The following is an 18,942-nucleotide window of genomic DNA, read 5'->3' on the forward strand; positions in this document are numbered from 1 at the left end:
GATTCAAACGATAAAAAGCAAGTGATTGAGGAATATACAATGTTTTTGGAGAATTTTTAAAAACCAATAACCAGACTACCCAATCTTCCTGTGCTGTTAAAACTACTGGAAATTGAATGTTTTCGAATAAGCTAGCTTTAAAAAACCAACAATGAATGGGAACTGTAAAACCATTATTCCAATACCTTGCTAGATTATAAAAATTAAATTCATAATTATCTAACTTAGAAAAGGGAGGTTGTGGATTACTAACTGATTTAGAAAACATTAAATAATCAGTACATACTATATCAACATCATTTAACTTAATATCACTAATTGAATCCGATATTTTATTAACCGTAATTAAATCATCTGAATCAAGAAATTGAATAAATGCTCCTTTAACATTTTGCAATCCAAAATTACGTGTAGCACTTACTCCTGCATTTTTTTTATAATAATATATAAAACGACTATCTTTATTTACCCATTCGTTAACTATTTCTTCAGTATTATCTGTACTACCGTCATTAATAATCAGGCATTCCCAATTAGAATAGGTTTGATTAAAAACGGATTCTAAAGTTTCATTTAAAAATTGACCTTGATTGTAACAAGGAACTATTATAGAGACTAAATTATTAATTCTCATCGGACAACGTACTGTATATTATTTCCCACTTTTTATCAATTTCATTTTGAGCATATTCATTTTTAACAAAAACAGCAGCTTGCGCCCCCATATCATTAATTAATTCTCTATTTTGATAGAAAAGTTCAACTTTCTCAACCACTCTATCAACATCAAATTCGTCACAGATAAAACCAGTTATTTTATCGTGAATAGTATATTTTACTCCTCCCGAATCAAAAACTATAGCGGGTAAACCACATGCTTGGGCTTCTATAGTTGCTAGCCCTTGACTTTCTCTTAACCCGCTAACTGTAGCTTGACCGGTAAGGAGGTAAACATCGTGATCCCATAATGCAGTCCGAATTTCTTCTCTAGATTGGCTACCTTTTAAAAACACATAATTGGCTAAATCATATTTTTTGATTAGATTTTCTAAATTTTTTTGCTCAGTCCCTTCACCGATTATCTTTAAAGTAACATCAAATCCTTTTTGAATCAACAATTTCATACTTTCAATACAAAAAGACTGACCCTTTACTATATCTAATCTGCCTACCGTAATTAATTTTAAAGTTTTAGAAACTTTATTATTATTCTTTTTAGGTTTAAAAAACGCTGTGTCTACCGCGACGGGGATAACAATGAGTTTATCTGATGGGCAACCTAACTCCAATACTTTATCGGCTAAATACGGAGTATTAGCCGTAATTATGTTGGCATATTTAAATAAGTCATCATAATACCCATTGTTTTCGATAAAACCATTTAGAGGAAAAAAAGCATCGTGACCATGAAAAGTTAAGATCACCTTTGGTTTAAAATATCCCGTTTTTTTTAATTTATCGATGGGATGTTTATTATTCCCAAATTGAATGTGAACGATTTCGTACGTAATAAACTGTTTATAAAAAACCCATTCAAAAAGATGGGTTAAACTAAATTTAGAATACTCTTTGTAATATTTTAATATAAATGGAAGATCTAATAGGTTAGCACTTAAAACCCCAAACCACTTTATAAGTCTAAATATTTTATTATTGGGCCGTTTATAATCCTCTACTATTACTTTACTCATTAAATCATATTCCTCAATTAAATCAAAACAAGATTTGGGATCTACATTTGCAATTCTTCGCACAAGTATTTTAACATCATATCCCAATTGTATTGCAGTTACAATTTGAGCAACAATAAAAGTTTCTGAAATCTGAGGAAATTCAGGTACTTTAAAAACTATATTCTTTGCCATACTCATGGTTTAAAACAACAACGATATTTTAAAAATTTAATTAAGTAATTAAATGTCCATATTTTAGCTTTTTAATACTAAAAACTACACCTCCGCAAACCAGAAAACAAGTAAAAGCTATTAATAAAATACTAATAACTGAATTGGTAATATTCACATTGAAACCAATTAGTTCAAACAATTGTAATAGTAATGGATGCATTAAATAAATTCCAAAACATGTTCCATTTAAATGTAACATAAAGGATTTAATTTTGGGTTTATTACATTGTATCCTATTAAACAATAAAAAAAATCCAGAACTTACCATAAGTGTATTTAAACATAAATATTCATAAAAGTAGTAATAAAACTTACTATTTTTTTCTGTAAAATAATAAGTACCTACAATTGTAATCAGTGATCCTAAAAAAATAAGAATAAGCGATAGCTTTTTTGGAAACTTGAATAATGACAGATAATAACCTAAAATAAAATAACCAATAAAACCAGAAAAATAAATGAAATCTATTTTAGGAAAATAAATATTTAATTTTGGTATGGTTAGCATTATCGTTATCATCCAAATAATTAACACATATAAAATTTCTTTTTGTGGTGCATTTTTAATCCATCTTCTTAAAACTGGAACAGTTAAATAGACTCCTAATAAAGCATAAACAAACCATAAATGATACATAGAACCATAAAAAACATCTCTTATTATTTTAACTACACTAAAAGAATCATCATTAAAAACATAACGATTTAAAAGGCTATATAACAAAGACCAAAATAGAAATGGAATAATAATTTTCCCAAATCTTCTTTTTAAAAAATCAAATAATTCATAATCTTTACGTAGTATCAATGCACCACTTATCATAAAAAAAACAGGAACTGAATACCTACTTACACTATCATAAAAATTAGCTACATGCCACTCAAAATTTGGAATCTGACTAAATCTAACAACCAAAGGACCCGCAACATGAATTACAATAACCGAAAAAGTTGCTATAATACGTAAAAATGATAATCCAAATTTTGAGTCACAAGAAATATTTTCATGTTTCATTATTAGCAAGTTATTTTTTTAAACATCTCTCTACTTTTTAAAGATAGTATAAAAACCAGATCATTGTATGACAAATAATACAACGCCTTGATTCTCCATTTTTTTGTAATTCCAATTGAAGTTTTTTTAAAATATATCGAGAACAAAACCGTTCTTTTCAAAACCTCTAAAACATTTTTTAATTCAACCCCTGAATAAATATTACTCTTACTATTTAAATGATTTAGCACTTTTATCCATTTAAAAAACAACTTGAATTCACCTAGAGCGATTTGTTTGTCTAACAATAGCATCTTTGTTATTAATTCATCCGAATAAATTATTGAGTTATATTGCAACTTTTTAAATAAAAACAATTTGATTCCAACATCTGCTTGTCTTTGAATAGCAGTATACAAATAGGTTACTTGAGTTTCATGCGCTCTGTAATAATATAAAACTTCTTGTATGTTATAAAAATTACCTAACCAAGCCACTCTAGCCCAAAAATCATAATCTTCAACGTGCTTTTTTTTTTGATCAAAGACAATCTCGGCAAAGGTTGCCCTTTCAAACATAGTAGCTCCAATACTCATCGAACAATTTAATAAAAGCTGAGCAACAATTTCATCATGATGCTCTCTATGCTTAATTATTTTATCACTATTACCAAATCGTTGCAACCAACATCCACATACTTTGATATCTGAATTGTTTTCTAACATATCTAATTGCTTCTCAAATCGAGTAGGCAAACTAATGTCGTCACCATCCATCCGTGCAATATACTTTCCTTGAGCAATTTTAAAACCAAAATTTAAACTATAAATTAATCCTTTGTTTTTATCTTTTTTGAAGATTTTTATTCTTGCATCTTTTATGCTTTCTAAAATATCAATTGTACCATCAGTCGAGCAATCATCAATAATAATAATTTCGAAATCTTGTATAGTTTGATTCAGAATTGAATTCACAGCTTCCTCGATATAAGCTGCTACATTATATACTGGAATTATAACCGATATGGAAGGAAAATTTATTAGATTCATTTATAAAAACATTGACCCGCTATTGATTGTAAAGCCTCAGGTAAATATTGAGCTTGATTATAACAAGGAACGATTACAGATATTTTATTCATTTAATACATGTATTAAAAGCCGTTTGGTAAATTTGGTTGGGAATATAAAATTTAAAAGTAAATAAAAATGCCTGAATTTAGATTTCTGTAGATACCTTGTGTTTTTTTTAATCCAAAGTGCCAATTCCAGCTTAGTAAAAAGATTGGTTTTGTAAATACGTTTGAATTTCAATTTCAATTGAGTTTGAATTTCACATTTGCACTTTGGATATTTTAATAATAAATCAAAATAAAGGGCCAATAGTATATTCATACCTTCTTTATCCTTTGAAGTTGCAGAATTGTTATGCAATCTATACTTTGCAGAAATAAATTTAGAGGAATAAAAAACATTATCCTCCAACAATAACTTTAACCAAAGATGATAATCCTCTGCATTTTGAATTTCTAATGACTCCGAAAAACCTCCAACCGCAATTACTTTTGTTTTTTTTACTAAAACCGTTAAAATGGGGATTCTATTATCTTCTAGAAACAATGGTACTGAGTTTATGTCATAAAAAATATCCGTTGGAACATTCATTTTTTGAGACAAATTCTCACTTTCATAATCATTAAAAACATACGTATTCGAAAAAACGAGATCAACATTGTGTTTTTGAATCTCTAAAATTTGAACACTTAATTTTTCAGGCAACCACAAATCATCTGCATCCAAAAAGGCTAAATATGTCCCTTGGGATAAAGATATGCCATGATTTCTAGCTTTACCTTGTTTACTGTTTTCTTGATAAAAATAATGTATCCGACTGTCTAAACTTAACCACGGCAATACTTTACTAGCTGTATCATCTGTCGAACCATCATCAACAATGATTAATTCCCAATTATTATAAACTTGATTAACAACCGATTGAATAGCATTATCAATAAACAGACCTGCGTTATACGCTGGCATAATAACAGATATTTTTTTATTATTTATTTCGTTATCCATCCATCAAGCAATATTAATTTTGAGTCAATATTAACACCTTCAAACCATTTTTTTGGTGCAACAATAATTTTATCTTTATTTCTATTTAACCAAGCTGCCCACCAACTAAAAGAACTATTTGCAATTATATTGTGCGAGCAAATACTCATCAAATACATATCAATCCAACTGTTTGCGCCTTTATTATGACTGATGAATATTTTGTCAAAAGGTACCTTTTCGAAATTATTTTTTACCCAAGCTGAATCGTCTGAAAAAAAAACTAACATTGGGTTTTTAATTTTAGAAGTAATTGCTGCAATTCCTTTTAGATAATAATCCATACTACATGTACCATGAAATTGGTTTGTTTGGGCATCGGTTATATAATCACCCCTTCGAATATGAATTGCAACAGTGTTTTTATTTTTTAAAACAGGAATTAAATCAAGATTTTCTTTTGATAAATTATCAATTGGAAATTGAAACAAATCCATCACAAAATCTTCAAATCCAGAAAAATACAGATAACTTTGAAAATAACCTTTAAGGTAAACCGGTGCCTTCACCTGATTTAAATTAGGCAAAAAACCAAACGGTGGTTCGGTACTAATTTTAGGATAATTTAATTGAATCTTTCTCTTGATTTTATTTAAAACTGATGGTTTTTCAAACAAAAGTAAATCACTATTTTTTGCAAAGTTGAAAGATTTTTTAAAAATAGAAAGTTCAAAATCTCGTGGAGTGTAACCCAATGTTTTCTCCCTGATATTAAATATCGAATCATCAATAATAACTTTTGTTTTATTCTTTTTTGCAAGAATAGCCGCAATGGCATATTGAAACATTTGGTTCCCTAAACCTCCCTGAAGCTTAATTACTACCATTTTATTATCTTTTCCAGAGATTTTCTTTGACAAAAATTGTATTTATATTAGTATCCGCATAAACCATATACCCCTTACTTTCAATAAAAGCAATCAAGGATTTATTTTTAATTCCGTTACCCGTATTTGAAAACGTTATTGTTTCGATACAAATAACAAGAGGATAGTTTTTTTCAAAATCAATAGCCCTAATAATTAACTCATCCACTCCTTCTGCATCAATAGTCAAAAATTGAGGAAAAACATTATTTGCATACTCGTTCAAAATAAAATCAAGCGTTTTAACTTGAATTTTTTCTGTTTTAATGATTTTATAATCGCCTTGATCAGAATAGTTCTCTGCTTCCTCTTTTGAAAACGTGTTTAAGGTAGGAGTCGAAATAACATAAAAATCCAATTCGTCATTTATATTACTGACACCAATATTCAAATTTATATCGTTCTTTCGGTGGAGTAAAAATTCATTAAAAAGAGAGGGATCTGGTTCAATATTTATTCCCGTCGAACCATTTTCATAAAACAAAGCCGTATTGCTTATATAATGAGGATGATGAGCTCCTACATCTAAATAAGTTGGTTTTGAAATACCTAAACAATCAAAAATAAATTGAACAATTAAATCCTCTCCACTTTGTGAGTATGATGCTTTTTTGAAATTATTGACAGCTTGATATTCGGTCAAAATAATATTTTTTATTTTTTTTAAAATTGTAATCATTTTAAAACATTCTTTTTAAGTTTAAAATGAAATTGAAATTTTTTATTAAAAAAAGAATAGGTTCTAAAATAGCTCTTGTTAACGTAAAACTGATCCCCAAATTCACCTGAAAACTCAGATTTTATCAAAGTAAAATTGTTTTCTTGCATAAATACTTCAATTTCACTTGTTAATGGCTGCGTTTTATACAATTCAATATTTGCAACTTCAAGCCAAATCGACTTGATATTTTGCAATTTTTCTTTGGCACCTTCCAAAACTTTCAATTCTGCACCCTGCACGTCCATATGTACAAAATCAATACTATCAATGTTATTTTCTACTAAAAAAGAATCTAATGTCTTGGTTTGAACTTCGATTTCCTCATTAAAGTGTAACCATTCTGGCATATTATTAAGCTCTGGAGCCAATAAAGAACTTGACTTATTTCCAAAATCCCAGTCCAAATTAGCTTGAATTTCATTTGGACGACCCGACGAAATATACAGTTTAGTAAAACTATTCACATCTGATAATGCAATTGGATGTAAGCGAACATTTTTCAAATTATTCTTTTTAATATTTTCAAGTATTAGCTCCTGATTTTTAGGCAATGGTTCAAATAAATCAACTGATGCTAAAGGAAATATTTTTTTATATCTAATCGTTTCTTCGCCTTCACAAGCCCCAATATCAAAAATATTTAATCTATCTGATTTTTTAAAAAACTTTAAAAGAATATTTTTTATTGGTGAATCTTCTTTAATATAATCCTCTCTATCAAACATTATATGATACTTTGTATTTTTTTAAATTCGACTACCATTTGATTATTAATCAATCCACTTTTATTATTAATAATAGTATCATCTTGTTCGTTTACAACCTCCGAAAACACTATAGAAACTTCATTGTCAATATAATCAATGGAGCGGAGGCTTTCAGAAATCCCAACTATTAATTTATAATTTCCTGTATTATAATTAACTACATTTTCAGTTAATGTCACAACATAATCCCCCTTTTCGAACTTATGAGGTAAGGACCAAGTGGTTGCAATTGGATAGTCGTGTATATCCGTAATACCCATAGCAACTATTAAATTATTAATATTTTCGTTTACTGTAAAGTCAATTTTTGCGCACCATGATTTTCCAACAGGAACTTCACTCATTAAATTTCCCCCTGCATCTTCAATTCTTAGCTTAGTTGCATAAGCTACTTTATGTTTTGAAACCGCTGTATTAAAAAGATATTCTGATTTATTTTCTTTTGATCTTTCTAAATAATATTGAATTACATCTTCTGTTCTTCCCTGAGTTACAAACTTCCCATATTCTAATAAAATACATTTATTACATAACTTTTGAATTGCCGCCATATTATGACTCACAAACAGCACAGTTCTCCCACCTTTCCTAGAAATATCCTGCATTTTGCCAATGGCTTTTTTCTGGAACTCGGCATCTCCTACAGCTAAAACCTCATCGATAATCAATATTTCAGGCTCTAAAAAAGCCGCAACGGCGAATGCCAATCGCACGGTCATACCAGAGCTGTATCGTTTTACAGGAGTATCGATGTAACGCTCACAACCTGAGAATTCGATAATTTCATCAATTTTTGATGCAATTTCTTTTTTGGTCATACCTAGTATAGCACCATTTAGGTAAACGTTTTCTCTGCCGGTCATTTCACCATTAAAACCCGTACCTACTTCTAATAATGAAGCGACGCGACCTCCAAACTTTATACTACCGGTTGTAGGCGCCGTAACACGTGATAATATTTTTAACAAGGTAGATTTTCCAGCACCGTTTTTCCCTATTATTCCTAATACCTCTCCGCGCTCCACCTCAAAATTAATATCTTGTAAAGCCCAAACGTAGTCACTTTCGCCCTTAGTGGAGCGGTCATTCACCTCCCCAATTTTCAAATACGGATTTTCTTTACCTCGTATTTTATACCACCAACGGTTTAGGTCATGACGCAATGTACCAGTACCAACTTGACCTAGGCGGTATTGCTTGGAGATATTTTCAGCCTTTAAAATAATGTCTTTCATCTATACGGTGTCAATAAAACTTTTTTCTGTTTTGTTAAAAAGTAGTACGCCTGCTAAAAATAAAACGATCGCCACTACTACCGTGTAAACTAATCCTTGCAATGAAATTTCACCTACATTCAATAGCATATAGCGGGTACTTTCAATTATATATGCCAGCGGATTGTATTGTACTAACCACGCATATTCTGGCATTTTTTCTTGTACCAAAGCGATTGGATAAACCACTGCCGAAACATACATTAACAACTGAACTCCAAAACTGATCAAATAACTAAAGTCTCTGTATTTCGTAACTAGTGATGATATTATCATTCCTAAACCCAATCCAAGTATACCCATTAAAACAATTAAAACAGGAAACAGCAAGCTCCAACTATTGAAACTGATTTGTGCTCCTTGAAAATAAAAGTAGAAATAGAAAACTATAAAAATAACGAATTGAATTCCGAATTTCAGCAAATTAGAGACTACAATCGATAGCGGTACAATGATTCGAGGAAAATATACTTTACCAAATATACCTGCATTAGCACCAAAAGTATTGGAAGTCCCCGTGAGACAAGCCGTGAAATAATTCCAAATGGTAATGCCTGCCAGGTTAAATAAAAACGGAGGAACTGCCCCTGTATTAATACCTGCCAAATTATTAAAAATGATGGTAAACGTAATGGAGGTAAACAAAGGTTGTATTAAATACCATAATGGCCCTAATACTGTTTGCTTGTAGGCCGTTACTACGTCCCGCTTTACAAAGAGCGTAAGTAAGTCACGGTACTGCCAGACCTCTTTAAAATTCAATGAAAAAAAGTTATTTTTAGGAGTGATTTCAAACAGCCAATCGGTGTTTTTATCTTGGATTTGTTTCATTATGGCAAGGAAAAAAAGAAAATTCTTTCGTAATAAGTTAGCTTGTGGTGTTTACGTTCACACCGAGTACCAACGCTCACGCCCTCTACCTCCCAAAGGAAGCGAGGCCGAGTTCAAATATAATAATTTAAAGGTAAAAAGTAATTTTAAGCAGATGCCTTTTTAGAGAATTGGAAAAGTTGAAAAAGCAGTAGCTAAAGGAACAATACATCCAAAATAAAATTCACAAAACTAATCGCATCCATTCAACTGATCCCTAACTCACTAAAAAAATAACCCCATTAAAGATTGCTATCTACAGGAAATAAATAGAGTACTGTAAACGGAATCAAAATCGCTAGTGCAAAAAATCAAACTTTCTAACCTCAGTTTTTTCCTTAAAAGATCATAGTTCATATCCACATTAATTTTTTACGAAATAACTTGAAGACTCATAAAAAAGGGATCAGTATAGCTAATAAACTAACCAAATGGAATTAAAAGGTATGACAAAAAGAAGCTAGAATAGTTGTCTCAATAAAAACCGAAATAAGTATATTTATTTATCAATACACTTATTTCGATTTTTAAACTGCTTAAAATAAAAACATAAAAAACAGTTCCATTTGTATCCTAAAAAGATACCAAATTCACTGTTCTAAAAACAAAGTAAATATCAATTAGCTCACAAATATTCTGTTACTTTGCAAACCAACTCTAAAAGATACATTGTGTTTTTCTTCTCTAAAAATAAAGCGGTTTTAAAAGATTTGATTCCGGATAATCATGTGGATATCCATTCGCATTTACTGCCGGGTATTGATGATGGTGCACGAACTATAGAGGATAGTATACGCTTGACCAATGCACTTCAAAATTTTGGAATTAGCCAAATTATAACTACGCCACATATCATCCAGCACGTGTGGGACAATACACAGGAGCAAATTCAAGCTTTGGAAAAGGAGACTGTTACAAAATTAGCTACAGCCAACTTAAGCATGCCTTTTAAAGCTGCTGCCGAATATTTGATGGATGATCAATTCGTACGCCTCTTTCAATCTCAAAAGTTACTGACTTTAAAAGATAATTATGTATTGGTGGAGATGTCTTACATTAATGCTCCTATACAATTGTACACGATACTTTTTGATTTACAGGTGGCGGGATATATTCCGGTTTTAGCGCATCCAGAGCGCTATTTATTTTACCAAAATAATTTTGACGAATACAAAAAACTGAAAAGAGCAGGTTGCTTATTTCAACTTAATTTGTTAGCAGTTGTGGGGTATTATGGTGATCAAATTAGTAAAACTGCCGAAAAATTACTCGCTGCAGGTTTATACGATTATGTTGGTTCAGATGTACATCATGACAACCACATTGCTGCTTTTAGCGAAAAAATCACACTTAAAGATGTGGTGCCTTTACAAGAAGTGATAAAGAATAATCAGTTTTTTATTCAATAACATTTTCGTCACAGTGACACTAAAAACATTATATAACTTGTACTTTATCTAAAAGCTCGAAGGTTGAATTCATACTTTTGAATTCAGGTACTATGTTTTTCATAATGCGTACCGTTTCCTCATTATTATATTGCTTAGCACTTTGAAGTAATTTCTCGATGTTGCAATGTAAATTGATGTACTCGTCTGAAATCTCCTCCGCAATCATAATTTTTTCGTGGTGCGTGGGTATCGTTTTCGAAGTGTCATTTAATAACTCTTCATATAATTTTTCGCCAGGTCGCAGCCCTACAATTTTAATTTTAATATCTACCTCAGGAATAAAACCAGCTAATTTGATCATTTTGCGCGCCAAATCTATAATTTTAACTGGTTTTCCCATATCGAATATGTAGATTTCGCCTCCCTTACCCATTACGCCTGCCTCCAACACTAGTTGACAAGCCTCTTGGATGGTCATAAAATACCTGATAATATCAGGATGCGTGATTGTTATTGGTCCACCCGTTGCAATTTGTTTGGTAAACAAAGGCACTACGGAACCGTTGGAACCTAAAACATTTCCAAAGCGAGTTGTGATAAATTTAGTATGGTGTTGCTCCGGATTCAGTACACTTTGCAACTGCAAAGACTGGACGTACTTTTCAGCAATCCTTTTACTAGCGCCCATTACATTACTTGGATTTACCGCTTTATCCGTAGAAACCATTACAAATTTTTTGACTTTGTAGTGACAAGATAAATCAGCGATAATTTTAGTTCCTTGGATATTGGTTAATATTGCTTGCGATGGGTTTTCTTCCATCAAAGGAACATGCTTGTAAGCAGCAGCATGAAAAACAACCTGCGGTTGGTACGTTCTAAAAACATGATCCATTGCATCTTGATTTCTGATATCAGCTACCACGAACTCCATTTTAGTTTTTGATTCGATCGCATTCATTTCAAGGAACAAATGATGTAAAGGTGTTTCGGCTTGATCCAAAACAATAATCCTTTGTGGGTTGAACAGCATAACTTGCCTAACAATCTCACTACCAATAGAACCGGCAGCTCCAGTTACTAAAATGGTTTTATCTTTTAATTGTTTCGATATGGATTTGGTATTCAAAACAATTGGTTTTCGTTCCAATAAATCTTCAATTTGCAGTTTCTTTACCTTTTGCGAAATTTCTTTTTGATTCTCCCAGTCCGTAATAAGTGGTACGATATATACCTTATAATTGAATTCTAAACATTGTTCTACAATCAGTAAGCGCTCCTCCTTTGACAAACTCTTATCAGCAATAATTACTCCTTCTGCCCCAATAGATCGCATTAGAGTAGGCAATTTTTTCTTTTGAGTTAAAATGGGCAAATCTAGCATCCTCTTAGAGGCATTCTGATTGTTTTTATCCACAAATGCCACAATTTTAAAACGGCTCGGCACCTCTAGTTTTAATGCTTTGGCAACAGAAATAGCATTGGCATCCGTTCCAAAAATGATTGTTCTGGTTAATTCTACATTACTTTTTTCAGCAAAATAATGTTCAAATACCTGCTTAACCGCAACCCGATACAAAAACAATGCGCAAAAAGCGAGTACCATATTGATGAACAAACCTGTGTTTAAAAATATTTTAGTACCATAAAAAACCTCATGTAAAAAATTAACTAGCACCAGCGTGATTAATACTCCTACTTGAGAAAATAATAATTTTAATGCATCGATATAAGAGGAGTGTCTAATAATACCCGAGTAAGTACGAAACAACCAGAAGAAAAAAATATTGATTGAGAATAACATCCCAACAAAGGTAAAGTTACGATTGGTTAAAATATAATCCAATCCGGTACCCTTAAACAATATATAAGTGCCAAAAAATGCCAAAAATAGAACCGAAATATCAAAAAGCACTATTATCCATCGTGGCAAATAGCTAAGATTTCGAATATTAAATCTTAAATTTTCGTGAGAAAAAAATTCAGAAGTAAATGTCCTTAGTTTCATTATATGTTTCATTTAAATCTTTAAAATATTAGAAAATCGCACACTTACTTACTTGTAACAAATTCTATATTCTACTATTGTACTATTTTATAATAGTAAAGAAACAAAGTATAATCTATTTGATAGAATACAAGAGTTAGTTTGTTCTTTCTCAACATTAGTTAGTAAGTGGATAACAAATATATGTAAAATAGGCTACTTTATGCATTTAAATGGTAACCATCGTTAAAACTGTATGGTTACCTAGCTTTTTAACTTGGTCTATTGGGTACTAAAGTCCAAATTTAAGCAACCCTATAAGATATTCACCGTAGCCTGATTTTTTTAATGGCTCTGCTAACATTTTTAATTGTTCGTCATTAATAAAACCTTGTCGCCAAGCAATTTCTTCAACACAACCTACTTTTAGGCCTTGTCTCTCTTCTATAACTTGAACAAATTGTCCCGCTTGCATTAAACTGTTAAAAGTTCCGGTATCGAGCCAAGCTGTACCACGACTAAGAATACCCACTTTTAATTTACCTTGTTCTAAATAAGCTTTATTCACATCTGTAATCTCATATTCTCCTCTAGCACTTGGTTTGATGTTTTTTGCAATTGCTACGACCGAGTTGTCGTAAAAATAAAGTCCTGGCACTGCGAAATTTGATTTTGGAACAACAGGCTTTTCTTCGATAGAGACCGCATTCAAATCTTTATCAAATTCTACTACTCCATAACGCTCTGGATCAGAGACGTGGTAAGCGAATACCACTCCTCCCTCTGGATTACGATTGGAATGTAGCAGCTCATCCATGCTAGACCCAAAGAAAATATTATCTCCTAGTACCAAAGCTACACTGTCTTTCCCTATAAATTCTTCACCAATTACAAAAGCTTGAGCTAGTCCATTGGGGATCGCTTGTTCCGCATAACTAAATTTACATCCAAGATTCGCCCCGTCACCTAATAACTTTTTGAAATTAGGTAAATCATGCGGTGTAGAAATAATTAAAATTTCGTTAATACCGGCGGTCATCAATGTTGACAACGGGTAATAAATCATTGGTTTATCATAAACAGGCATCATTTGCTTGCTCATGGCTAAAGTTAATGGATGTAAGCGCGTTCCTGAACCTCCTGCGAGTATAATTCCTTTCATAATTTATTCTGTAATTAGTAATTCGAGAGTAGTGATTCGAATATATGGTTATTTATTACTTATATATCGTATTAGTCCATAAAGCATCTTTTTAATTTTTTCAATTTGAATGAGATGATTGTTCACCGAAATCACAAATTGTCATCGATTTGATAATATCATTTGCGTTTCTAATTCCGATAGTGAGCCCATAGCAATGTACAAAAATTGGATAAATTCTATATCTCCTTTTCTAGCAGCTCCTTCAGCTATATTACTCGGAATAGAGACTACTGCTTGTTTAATCTGGTTGGTTAATCCATATTTTTCCTCTGAGGGAAACATTTTGGTGAGTGCGTAAATATTTTCTGTGAGAAACATCGATTCTTTCCAAACATCTAAATCCTTATGATCTTTCATATACTGCAATGATTTTAACTCACTTCTGTACCACTCAACTACTTTACTACTTCTAATTATTTTTATTAAAAAAACATAGGGTCCTAAAAAACGAATCTAATCAACACCTCTACTTTCATTTACATTCTGAATGATTTGTGCCAGGTAATATGTACTGCTTATGATTCACAAATTACGAATTACGAGCTACTAATCACAAATTACTTATACTGTTTATCATAATATGCTGCATACGCTCCCGAGGTTACGCTGTCTAACCACGTTTGATTATCTAAATACCAGCTTACTGTTTTCTCTAGGCCTTGCTCGAATGTAACTGATGGTTTCCATCCTAACTCTCTATTTATTTTGCTAGCATCAATGGCATAGCGCAAATCATGCCCTGGACGATCTTTGACGTAAGCGATCAATTTTTCAGAGGTTCCTATTTCACGACCTAACTTCTCATCCATGATTTTACAAAGCAATTTAACCAAATCAATATTTTGCCATTCATTAAAGCCACCAATATTGTATGTGTCATGATTGATTCCTTTGTGAAAAACTAAATCAATAGCGACAGCATGATCTTCTACAAATAGCCAATCACGAGTATATTTTCCATCGCCATAAACAGGTAAAGGTTTATTTTGAATGATGTTATTTATAAACAAAGGAATCAATTTCTCTGGAAAATGAAAAGGGCCATAATTATTAGAACAGTTTGTAAGTACATAAGGCAGGCCATACGTTTCTCCATACGCTCTAACAAAATGATCCGAACTGGCTTTAGAAGCGGAGTAAGGAGAATTAGGATCATAAGCCGTGGTCTCAGTAAACAAACCCTCTGCACCTAGACTGCCATAAACCTCATCAGTACTAATATGGTAAAAACGTTTCCCCTCCATATTGTCTTTCCAAATCGTCTTTGCTGCATTTAACAAATTCATCGTGCCAATAACATTTGTTTTCACAAAGGCAAATGGATCAGTAATTGATCGATCCACATGTGATTCCGCTGCCAAATGAAGTACACCGTCAAACTGATGCTCTAAAAACAAGGCATCAATAAAATCAGCATCAACAATATCTCCATTTATAAAAGTATAATTGTCGGCGTGCTCAATATCAGCAATATTTTCTAGGTTACCAGCATAAGTTAGTGCATCTAAATTAACTATTTGGTAATCAGGGTAATTATTTACGAAACGACGTACGACATGCGAGCCAATAAAGCCTGCACCACCAGTAATTAGTATTTTTTTCATTATAATTATTTTTAACCTCTTTACTAGTTAGAAACTCTCCACTTAAAAATCACTTAGAGGTACTATTAAAACAGGCGACTTTGTTATTGTTGGGAACTTAACTTAGTTAGGCATTTTAGTAAACTATCTTTATAATCTGGAATAGCAATTCCAAAAGTTTCTTTGATTTTACTTTTATCTAATAATGAAAAAGCAGGTCTATTAGCTGGTGTAGGATAGCTCGTTGTTGGAACTCCATGCACATTACAATCTGACTTACTTAATTGTTGAATCGCTTTTGCAAAATCAAACCAACTCACTTCCCCTTCATTCGAATAATTGTAGATACCCGGTTTCCATTTTGGTGCTTTACTTATTTCAATCAGTACTTCAGCTAGATCAGCTGCGTAAGTAGGACTACCAATTTGATCATCGACAACGCTAATTTGTTCTCGCTCTTTCATTAATCGCAACATTGTTTTTACAAAGTTGTTTCCGAATTCTGAGTAGACCCAGGATGTTCTAATTATAATTGCAGTAGGATTATTTTTAAGGGCTAGTACTTCACCTGCCAATTTAGAAGCCCCATAAACATTGATAGGATTAGTCACTTCAAGTTCAGTTAAAGGAGAATTTTTAGTGCCATCAAACACATAATCTGTGGAGACATGGATGAAACGAACATGATTTTCATAGGCAAATTCCGCTATGGCACCAACAGCCAAATGATTAATTGTATCGGCTGCTTCGGGCTCTTCTTCTGCTTTATCTACAGCAGTGTAGGCAGCACAATTAAAAATAACATCGGGATTAAATTTAATTAATTGTTCGTTTATAGCGGATACATTATTTAAATCAAGCTGCTTTCTACCTACAAACACCCAATCAAATTCAGGATAACTACTTGAAAGATTTAGCAGCTCTGATCCTAATTGTCCATTGGCTCCGGTAACTAGAATTTTTGTCATTATTATTGAATGATTAATTATCAACTTACAAAATTAAAACTAAACCACTGCCGTAAAATAAGGCAATACTAAATCTTTATCTGACACAATGATTTTATCTGGAGCAATTTTCCAGTCTATGTTCAAGGTTGGATCATCATAGCGTATCCCTCGTTCACTTTCCTTGTTGTACACTTGGTCGACTTTATACATAACAGAAGCTGTTTCGCTTAAAACAGAAAATCCATGGGCAAAACCAGCCGGTACCAACAATTGCTTTTTATTTTCAACACTTAACACCACGCTAAAAGTATGACCATAGGTTTTGGAGTCATGCCTTAAATCGACAACTACATCAAGGATTTCACCTTCTAAAACCCTAACTAACTTAGTTTGTGCATAAGGCTCTATTTGAAAATGCAATCCCCTGATAACGCCCTGTGTAGAAAAAGACTGATTATCCTGAATAAAGTCAAACGCAAAACCATTTTTTAAAAATTGTTCTCTATTATAAGCTTCAAAGAAATAACCTCTCTCGTCTATATAAATCGCAGATTCAACAACAAAAAGATTTTCTATAGGAGTTTTTACGAACTTCATTAACTTTTTTATATTATAAAAATAGCACCAAATTTTAAACGACAGTTTTCACTTAAAATGCCGGTTACTATTATTAATTTTTACAATTTAATTTTTTTTAAATATGCTTTTATACCAAGGTTCATTAGCTACTTTTATTCCATACCCATAACCATAGCCATAGCCCTTAGTTGAGTCTGTATCGTTAAGCAGGAGACACATGTTGGGTAATTTTTGTTCTTTGTACATACCATTAGGGATATCCAACATTTTCTTTTCTAAGAAATTAGCTCTTGCTACGTAGATAAAGGTATCCGCATTTTTAGCGATTAACAAGGTATCCGTCACTAAACTAACAGGTGCCGTATCTACTATTATATAATCGTATTGTTTTTTTAAAGTTTCAAATAAAGCGTCTACTTTTTTATTCATTAACAACTCTGCAGGATTGGGAGGAATAATACCTGCAGGTAGAACATGAAAATCTTCGTAACCATCATATTTTATAATTAAATCTTCTAGTTTTAAATCATTAGAAGACAGAAAATTTGTAAAACCGCGTTCCGGTAAAGTAAGGTATTCATCCAATCTCGGGTTTCTAATATCCATACCGATTAACAATACCTTTTTACCTGATAATGCAAAAGTAGCCGCTAAATTTACTGACACAAAGGTTTTTCCTTCCTTGGGAAAAGTAGAGGTCAAAAATATAGTCTTTGCAATTCCCTCTGGAACTTTGCTCAACATGAATTCGAGATTCGTTCGAATAATACGCAACGCTTCAGCTGAACTCGTTCTGCTTTCTGATTTTATCATTTCGTTTGGACTATCGGATGTGGGAACGTCACCAATAAAAGGAATTAAAGTTTTACCATCTAAATCCAATCTGCTTTTTATTTTAGTATCTAAAAAGTCAACCAGAAATATAATCCCTGCTGGAATTACGAGCCCTAGTAACAAAGCAGTCAAAAATAAGATGCCCGCTCTTACTGAAACAGGTCCGGTAGATAATGCGGCATCTACTACCTTGGCGTTTGGTTCAGTTGAACTTAATGTTAACGCCGTTTCTTCTCTTTTTTGTAACAAATACAGATATAATTCTTCCTTTACCTTTTGTTGGCGTTCAATTACTCTGAATTGGCGTTCCTGTGAAGGCACTTTACCAATTTTATTATTAAATAAACTTTCGTTTTGCTCAATATTTTTTTGCTGTATTTTAAAAATCAATTTACTTTTATCTAAACTAGCTAGTATTGTAGCTCGTAAACTCGATAATTGCTGATCTAATTTAACTACTGTAGGATTAGAAACGGTTGCGGATTTTAATAACCTGTTTCGATCTAAAACCATCTCGTTATAGGTACCTATTAAAGAGCCTGCATCACCTGCAACATCAGAGAAAAGATTAGCAGGTAATAGATTCTCATTATTACTTTTTTTAACATAATCAAGAACAGAATTCAAAACATTTAATTGCACTTGAACTTCTATTGCTTTTGTATTAAACTCATTCGATCCAGAAACGTACATGCTAGATTCTGTTTCAATATCAGTAAGTTTATTATTTATTTTGAAGTTCTCAACATCTCGCTCTACTCCTTCTAGTTCTTTGTTAATTAATTGCAAGCGGTTCGCAACAAATACTGAAGTATTCTTCGAAATAAACTCTTTGTCTTCGACTGCATTTTTATTGTAGGAGTCAATTAGCACGTTTAAAAAAACCTCAGACTTCTTT

Annotated in this window: 19 protein-coding genes; 1 reads left to right on the forward strand and 18 read right to left on the reverse strand. The window is 32.0% G+C overall.

Annotated features, from left to right (window positions below):
- From P8M54_RS14785 to P8M54_RS14830, 11 genes are all read right to left on the reverse strand, one after another.
- The coding region (locus tag P8M54_RS14785; protein ID WP_300288769.1) for a glycosyltransferase family 2 protein at nt 1–634 on the reverse strand (634 nt) is incomplete at its 3' end.
- Complete coding sequence (locus P8M54_RS14790) at nt 624–1,865, reverse strand: glycosyltransferase (RefSeq protein ID WP_300288771.1); 1,242 nt, start codon at nt 1,863–1,865, stop codon at nt 624–626. The genes P8M54_RS14790 and P8M54_RS14785, both read right to left, overlap by 11 nt.
- A 40-nt stretch (nt 1,866–1,905) precedes the next feature.
- A complete protein-coding gene (locus P8M54_RS14795; protein WP_300288772.1) occupies nt 1,906–2,922 on the reverse strand; it encodes an acyltransferase family protein in 1,017 nt (338 codons plus the stop codon).
- Between the two features lie 2 nt (nt 2,923–2,924).
- Nucleotides 2,925–3,950: a glycosyltransferase family 2 protein gene (locus tag P8M54_RS14800; RefSeq protein ID WP_300288773.1), complete on the reverse strand. Its 1,026-nt coding sequence runs from the start codon at nt 3,948–3,950 to the stop codon at nt 2,925–2,927.
- Nucleotides 3,947–4,042: a glycosyltransferase gene (locus P8M54_RS16360; RefSeq protein ID WP_366525159.1), complete on the reverse strand. Its 96-nt coding sequence runs from the start codon at nt 4,040–4,042 to the stop codon at nt 3,947–3,949. Before P8M54_RS16360 ends, P8M54_RS14800 begins: the two co-directional genes overlap by 4 nt.
- Nucleotides 4,035–4,979, reverse strand: coding sequence for a glycosyltransferase family 2 protein (locus P8M54_RS14805; protein WP_300288774.1), 945 nt, complete (start codon nt 4,977–4,979; stop codon nt 4,035–4,037). Before P8M54_RS14805 ends, P8M54_RS16360 begins: the two co-directional genes overlap by 8 nt.
- On the reverse strand, nt 4,964–5,878 hold the full coding sequence (locus P8M54_RS14810; protein ID WP_300288776.1) for an alpha-1,2-fucosyltransferase: 915 nt from the start codon (nt 5,876–5,878) through the stop codon (nt 4,964–4,966). The genes P8M54_RS14805 and P8M54_RS14810 overlap by 16 nt, the downstream gene beginning before the upstream one ends.
- Nucleotides 5,850–6,563, reverse strand: a complete 714-nt coding sequence (locus P8M54_RS14815) for an FkbM family methyltransferase (protein WP_300288777.1) — start codon at nt 6,561–6,563, stop codon at nt 5,850–5,852. Before P8M54_RS14815 ends, P8M54_RS14810 begins: the two co-directional genes overlap by 29 nt.
- Nucleotides 6,560–7,330 (reverse strand): FkbM family methyltransferase, encoded by a 771-nt coding sequence (locus tag P8M54_RS14820; protein ID WP_300288779.1) that lies wholly within the window; start codon nt 7,328–7,330, stop codon nt 6,560–6,562. The genes P8M54_RS14815 and P8M54_RS14820 overlap by 4 nt, the downstream gene beginning before the upstream one ends.
- Nucleotides 7,330–8,607: an ABC transporter ATP-binding protein gene (locus P8M54_RS14825; protein WP_300288780.1), complete on the reverse strand. Its 1,278-nt coding sequence runs from the start codon at nt 8,605–8,607 to the stop codon at nt 7,330–7,332. Before P8M54_RS14825 ends, P8M54_RS14820 begins: the two co-directional genes overlap by 1 nt.
- A complete protein-coding gene (locus tag P8M54_RS14830) occupies nt 8,608–9,477 on the reverse strand; it encodes an ABC transporter permease (protein WP_300288782.1) in 870 nt (289 codons plus the stop codon). It abuts the gene before it with no gap.
- Between the two features lie 710 nt (nt 9,478–10,187).
- Between P8M54_RS14830 and P8M54_RS14835 the strand changes: the two genes are divergently transcribed.
- The gene (locus P8M54_RS14835) at nt 10,188–10,925 is read left to right on the forward strand and encodes a CpsB/CapC family capsule biosynthesis tyrosine phosphatase (RefSeq protein ID WP_300288793.1); all 738 of its coding nucleotides are present in this window, start codon (nt 10,188–10,190) and stop codon (nt 10,923–10,925) included.
- Nucleotides 10,926–10,953: 28 nt separating this feature from the next.
- Here P8M54_RS14835 and P8M54_RS14840 read toward each other — a convergent pair whose 3' ends face one another.
- From P8M54_RS14840 to P8M54_RS14870, 7 genes are all read right to left on the reverse strand, one after another.
- Nucleotides 10,954–12,915, reverse strand: a complete 1,962-nt coding sequence (locus P8M54_RS14840; RefSeq protein WP_300288783.1) for a nucleoside-diphosphate sugar epimerase/dehydratase — start codon at nt 12,913–12,915, stop codon at nt 10,954–10,956.
- A gap of 271 nt (nt 12,916–13,186) precedes the next feature.
- On the reverse strand, nt 13,187–14,056 hold the full coding sequence (rfbA, locus tag P8M54_RS14845) for a glucose-1-phosphate thymidylyltransferase RfbA (RefSeq protein ID WP_300288785.1): 870 nt from the start codon (nt 14,054–14,056) through the stop codon (nt 13,187–13,189).
- A 141-nt stretch (nt 14,057–14,197) separates the two neighbouring features.
- Complete coding sequence (locus tag P8M54_RS14850) at nt 14,198–14,455, reverse strand: four helix bundle protein (protein WP_300288786.1); 258 nt, start codon at nt 14,453–14,455, stop codon at nt 14,198–14,200.
- A 200-nt stretch (nt 14,456–14,655) separates the two neighbouring features.
- The gene (gene rfbB, locus P8M54_RS14855; protein ID WP_300288787.1) at nt 14,656–15,702 is read right to left on the reverse strand and encodes a dTDP-glucose 4,6-dehydratase; all 1,047 of its coding nucleotides are present in this window, start codon (nt 15,700–15,702) and stop codon (nt 14,656–14,658) included.
- Nucleotides 15,703–15,785: 83 nt separating this feature from the next.
- The gene (gene rfbD / locus P8M54_RS14860; RefSeq protein WP_300288788.1) at nt 15,786–16,649 is read right to left on the reverse strand and encodes a dTDP-4-dehydrorhamnose reductase; all 864 of its coding nucleotides are present in this window, start codon (nt 16,647–16,649) and stop codon (nt 15,786–15,788) included.
- Between the two features lie 39 nt (nt 16,650–16,688).
- Nucleotides 16,689–17,228, reverse strand: a complete 540-nt coding sequence (gene rfbC / locus P8M54_RS14865) for a dTDP-4-dehydrorhamnose 3,5-epimerase (protein WP_300288791.1) — start codon at nt 17,226–17,228, stop codon at nt 16,689–16,691.
- Between the two features lie 87 nt (nt 17,229–17,315).
- Nucleotides 17,316–18,942 (reverse strand): polysaccharide biosynthesis tyrosine autokinase (locus P8M54_RS14870; RefSeq protein WP_300288792.1); only part of this gene is annotated, 1,627 nt, incomplete at its 5' end.

This window comes from Flavobacterium sp., from assembly GCF_029242675.1.
Classification (GTDB): domain Bacteria; phylum Bacteroidota; class Bacteroidia; order Flavobacteriales; family Flavobacteriaceae; genus Flavobacterium.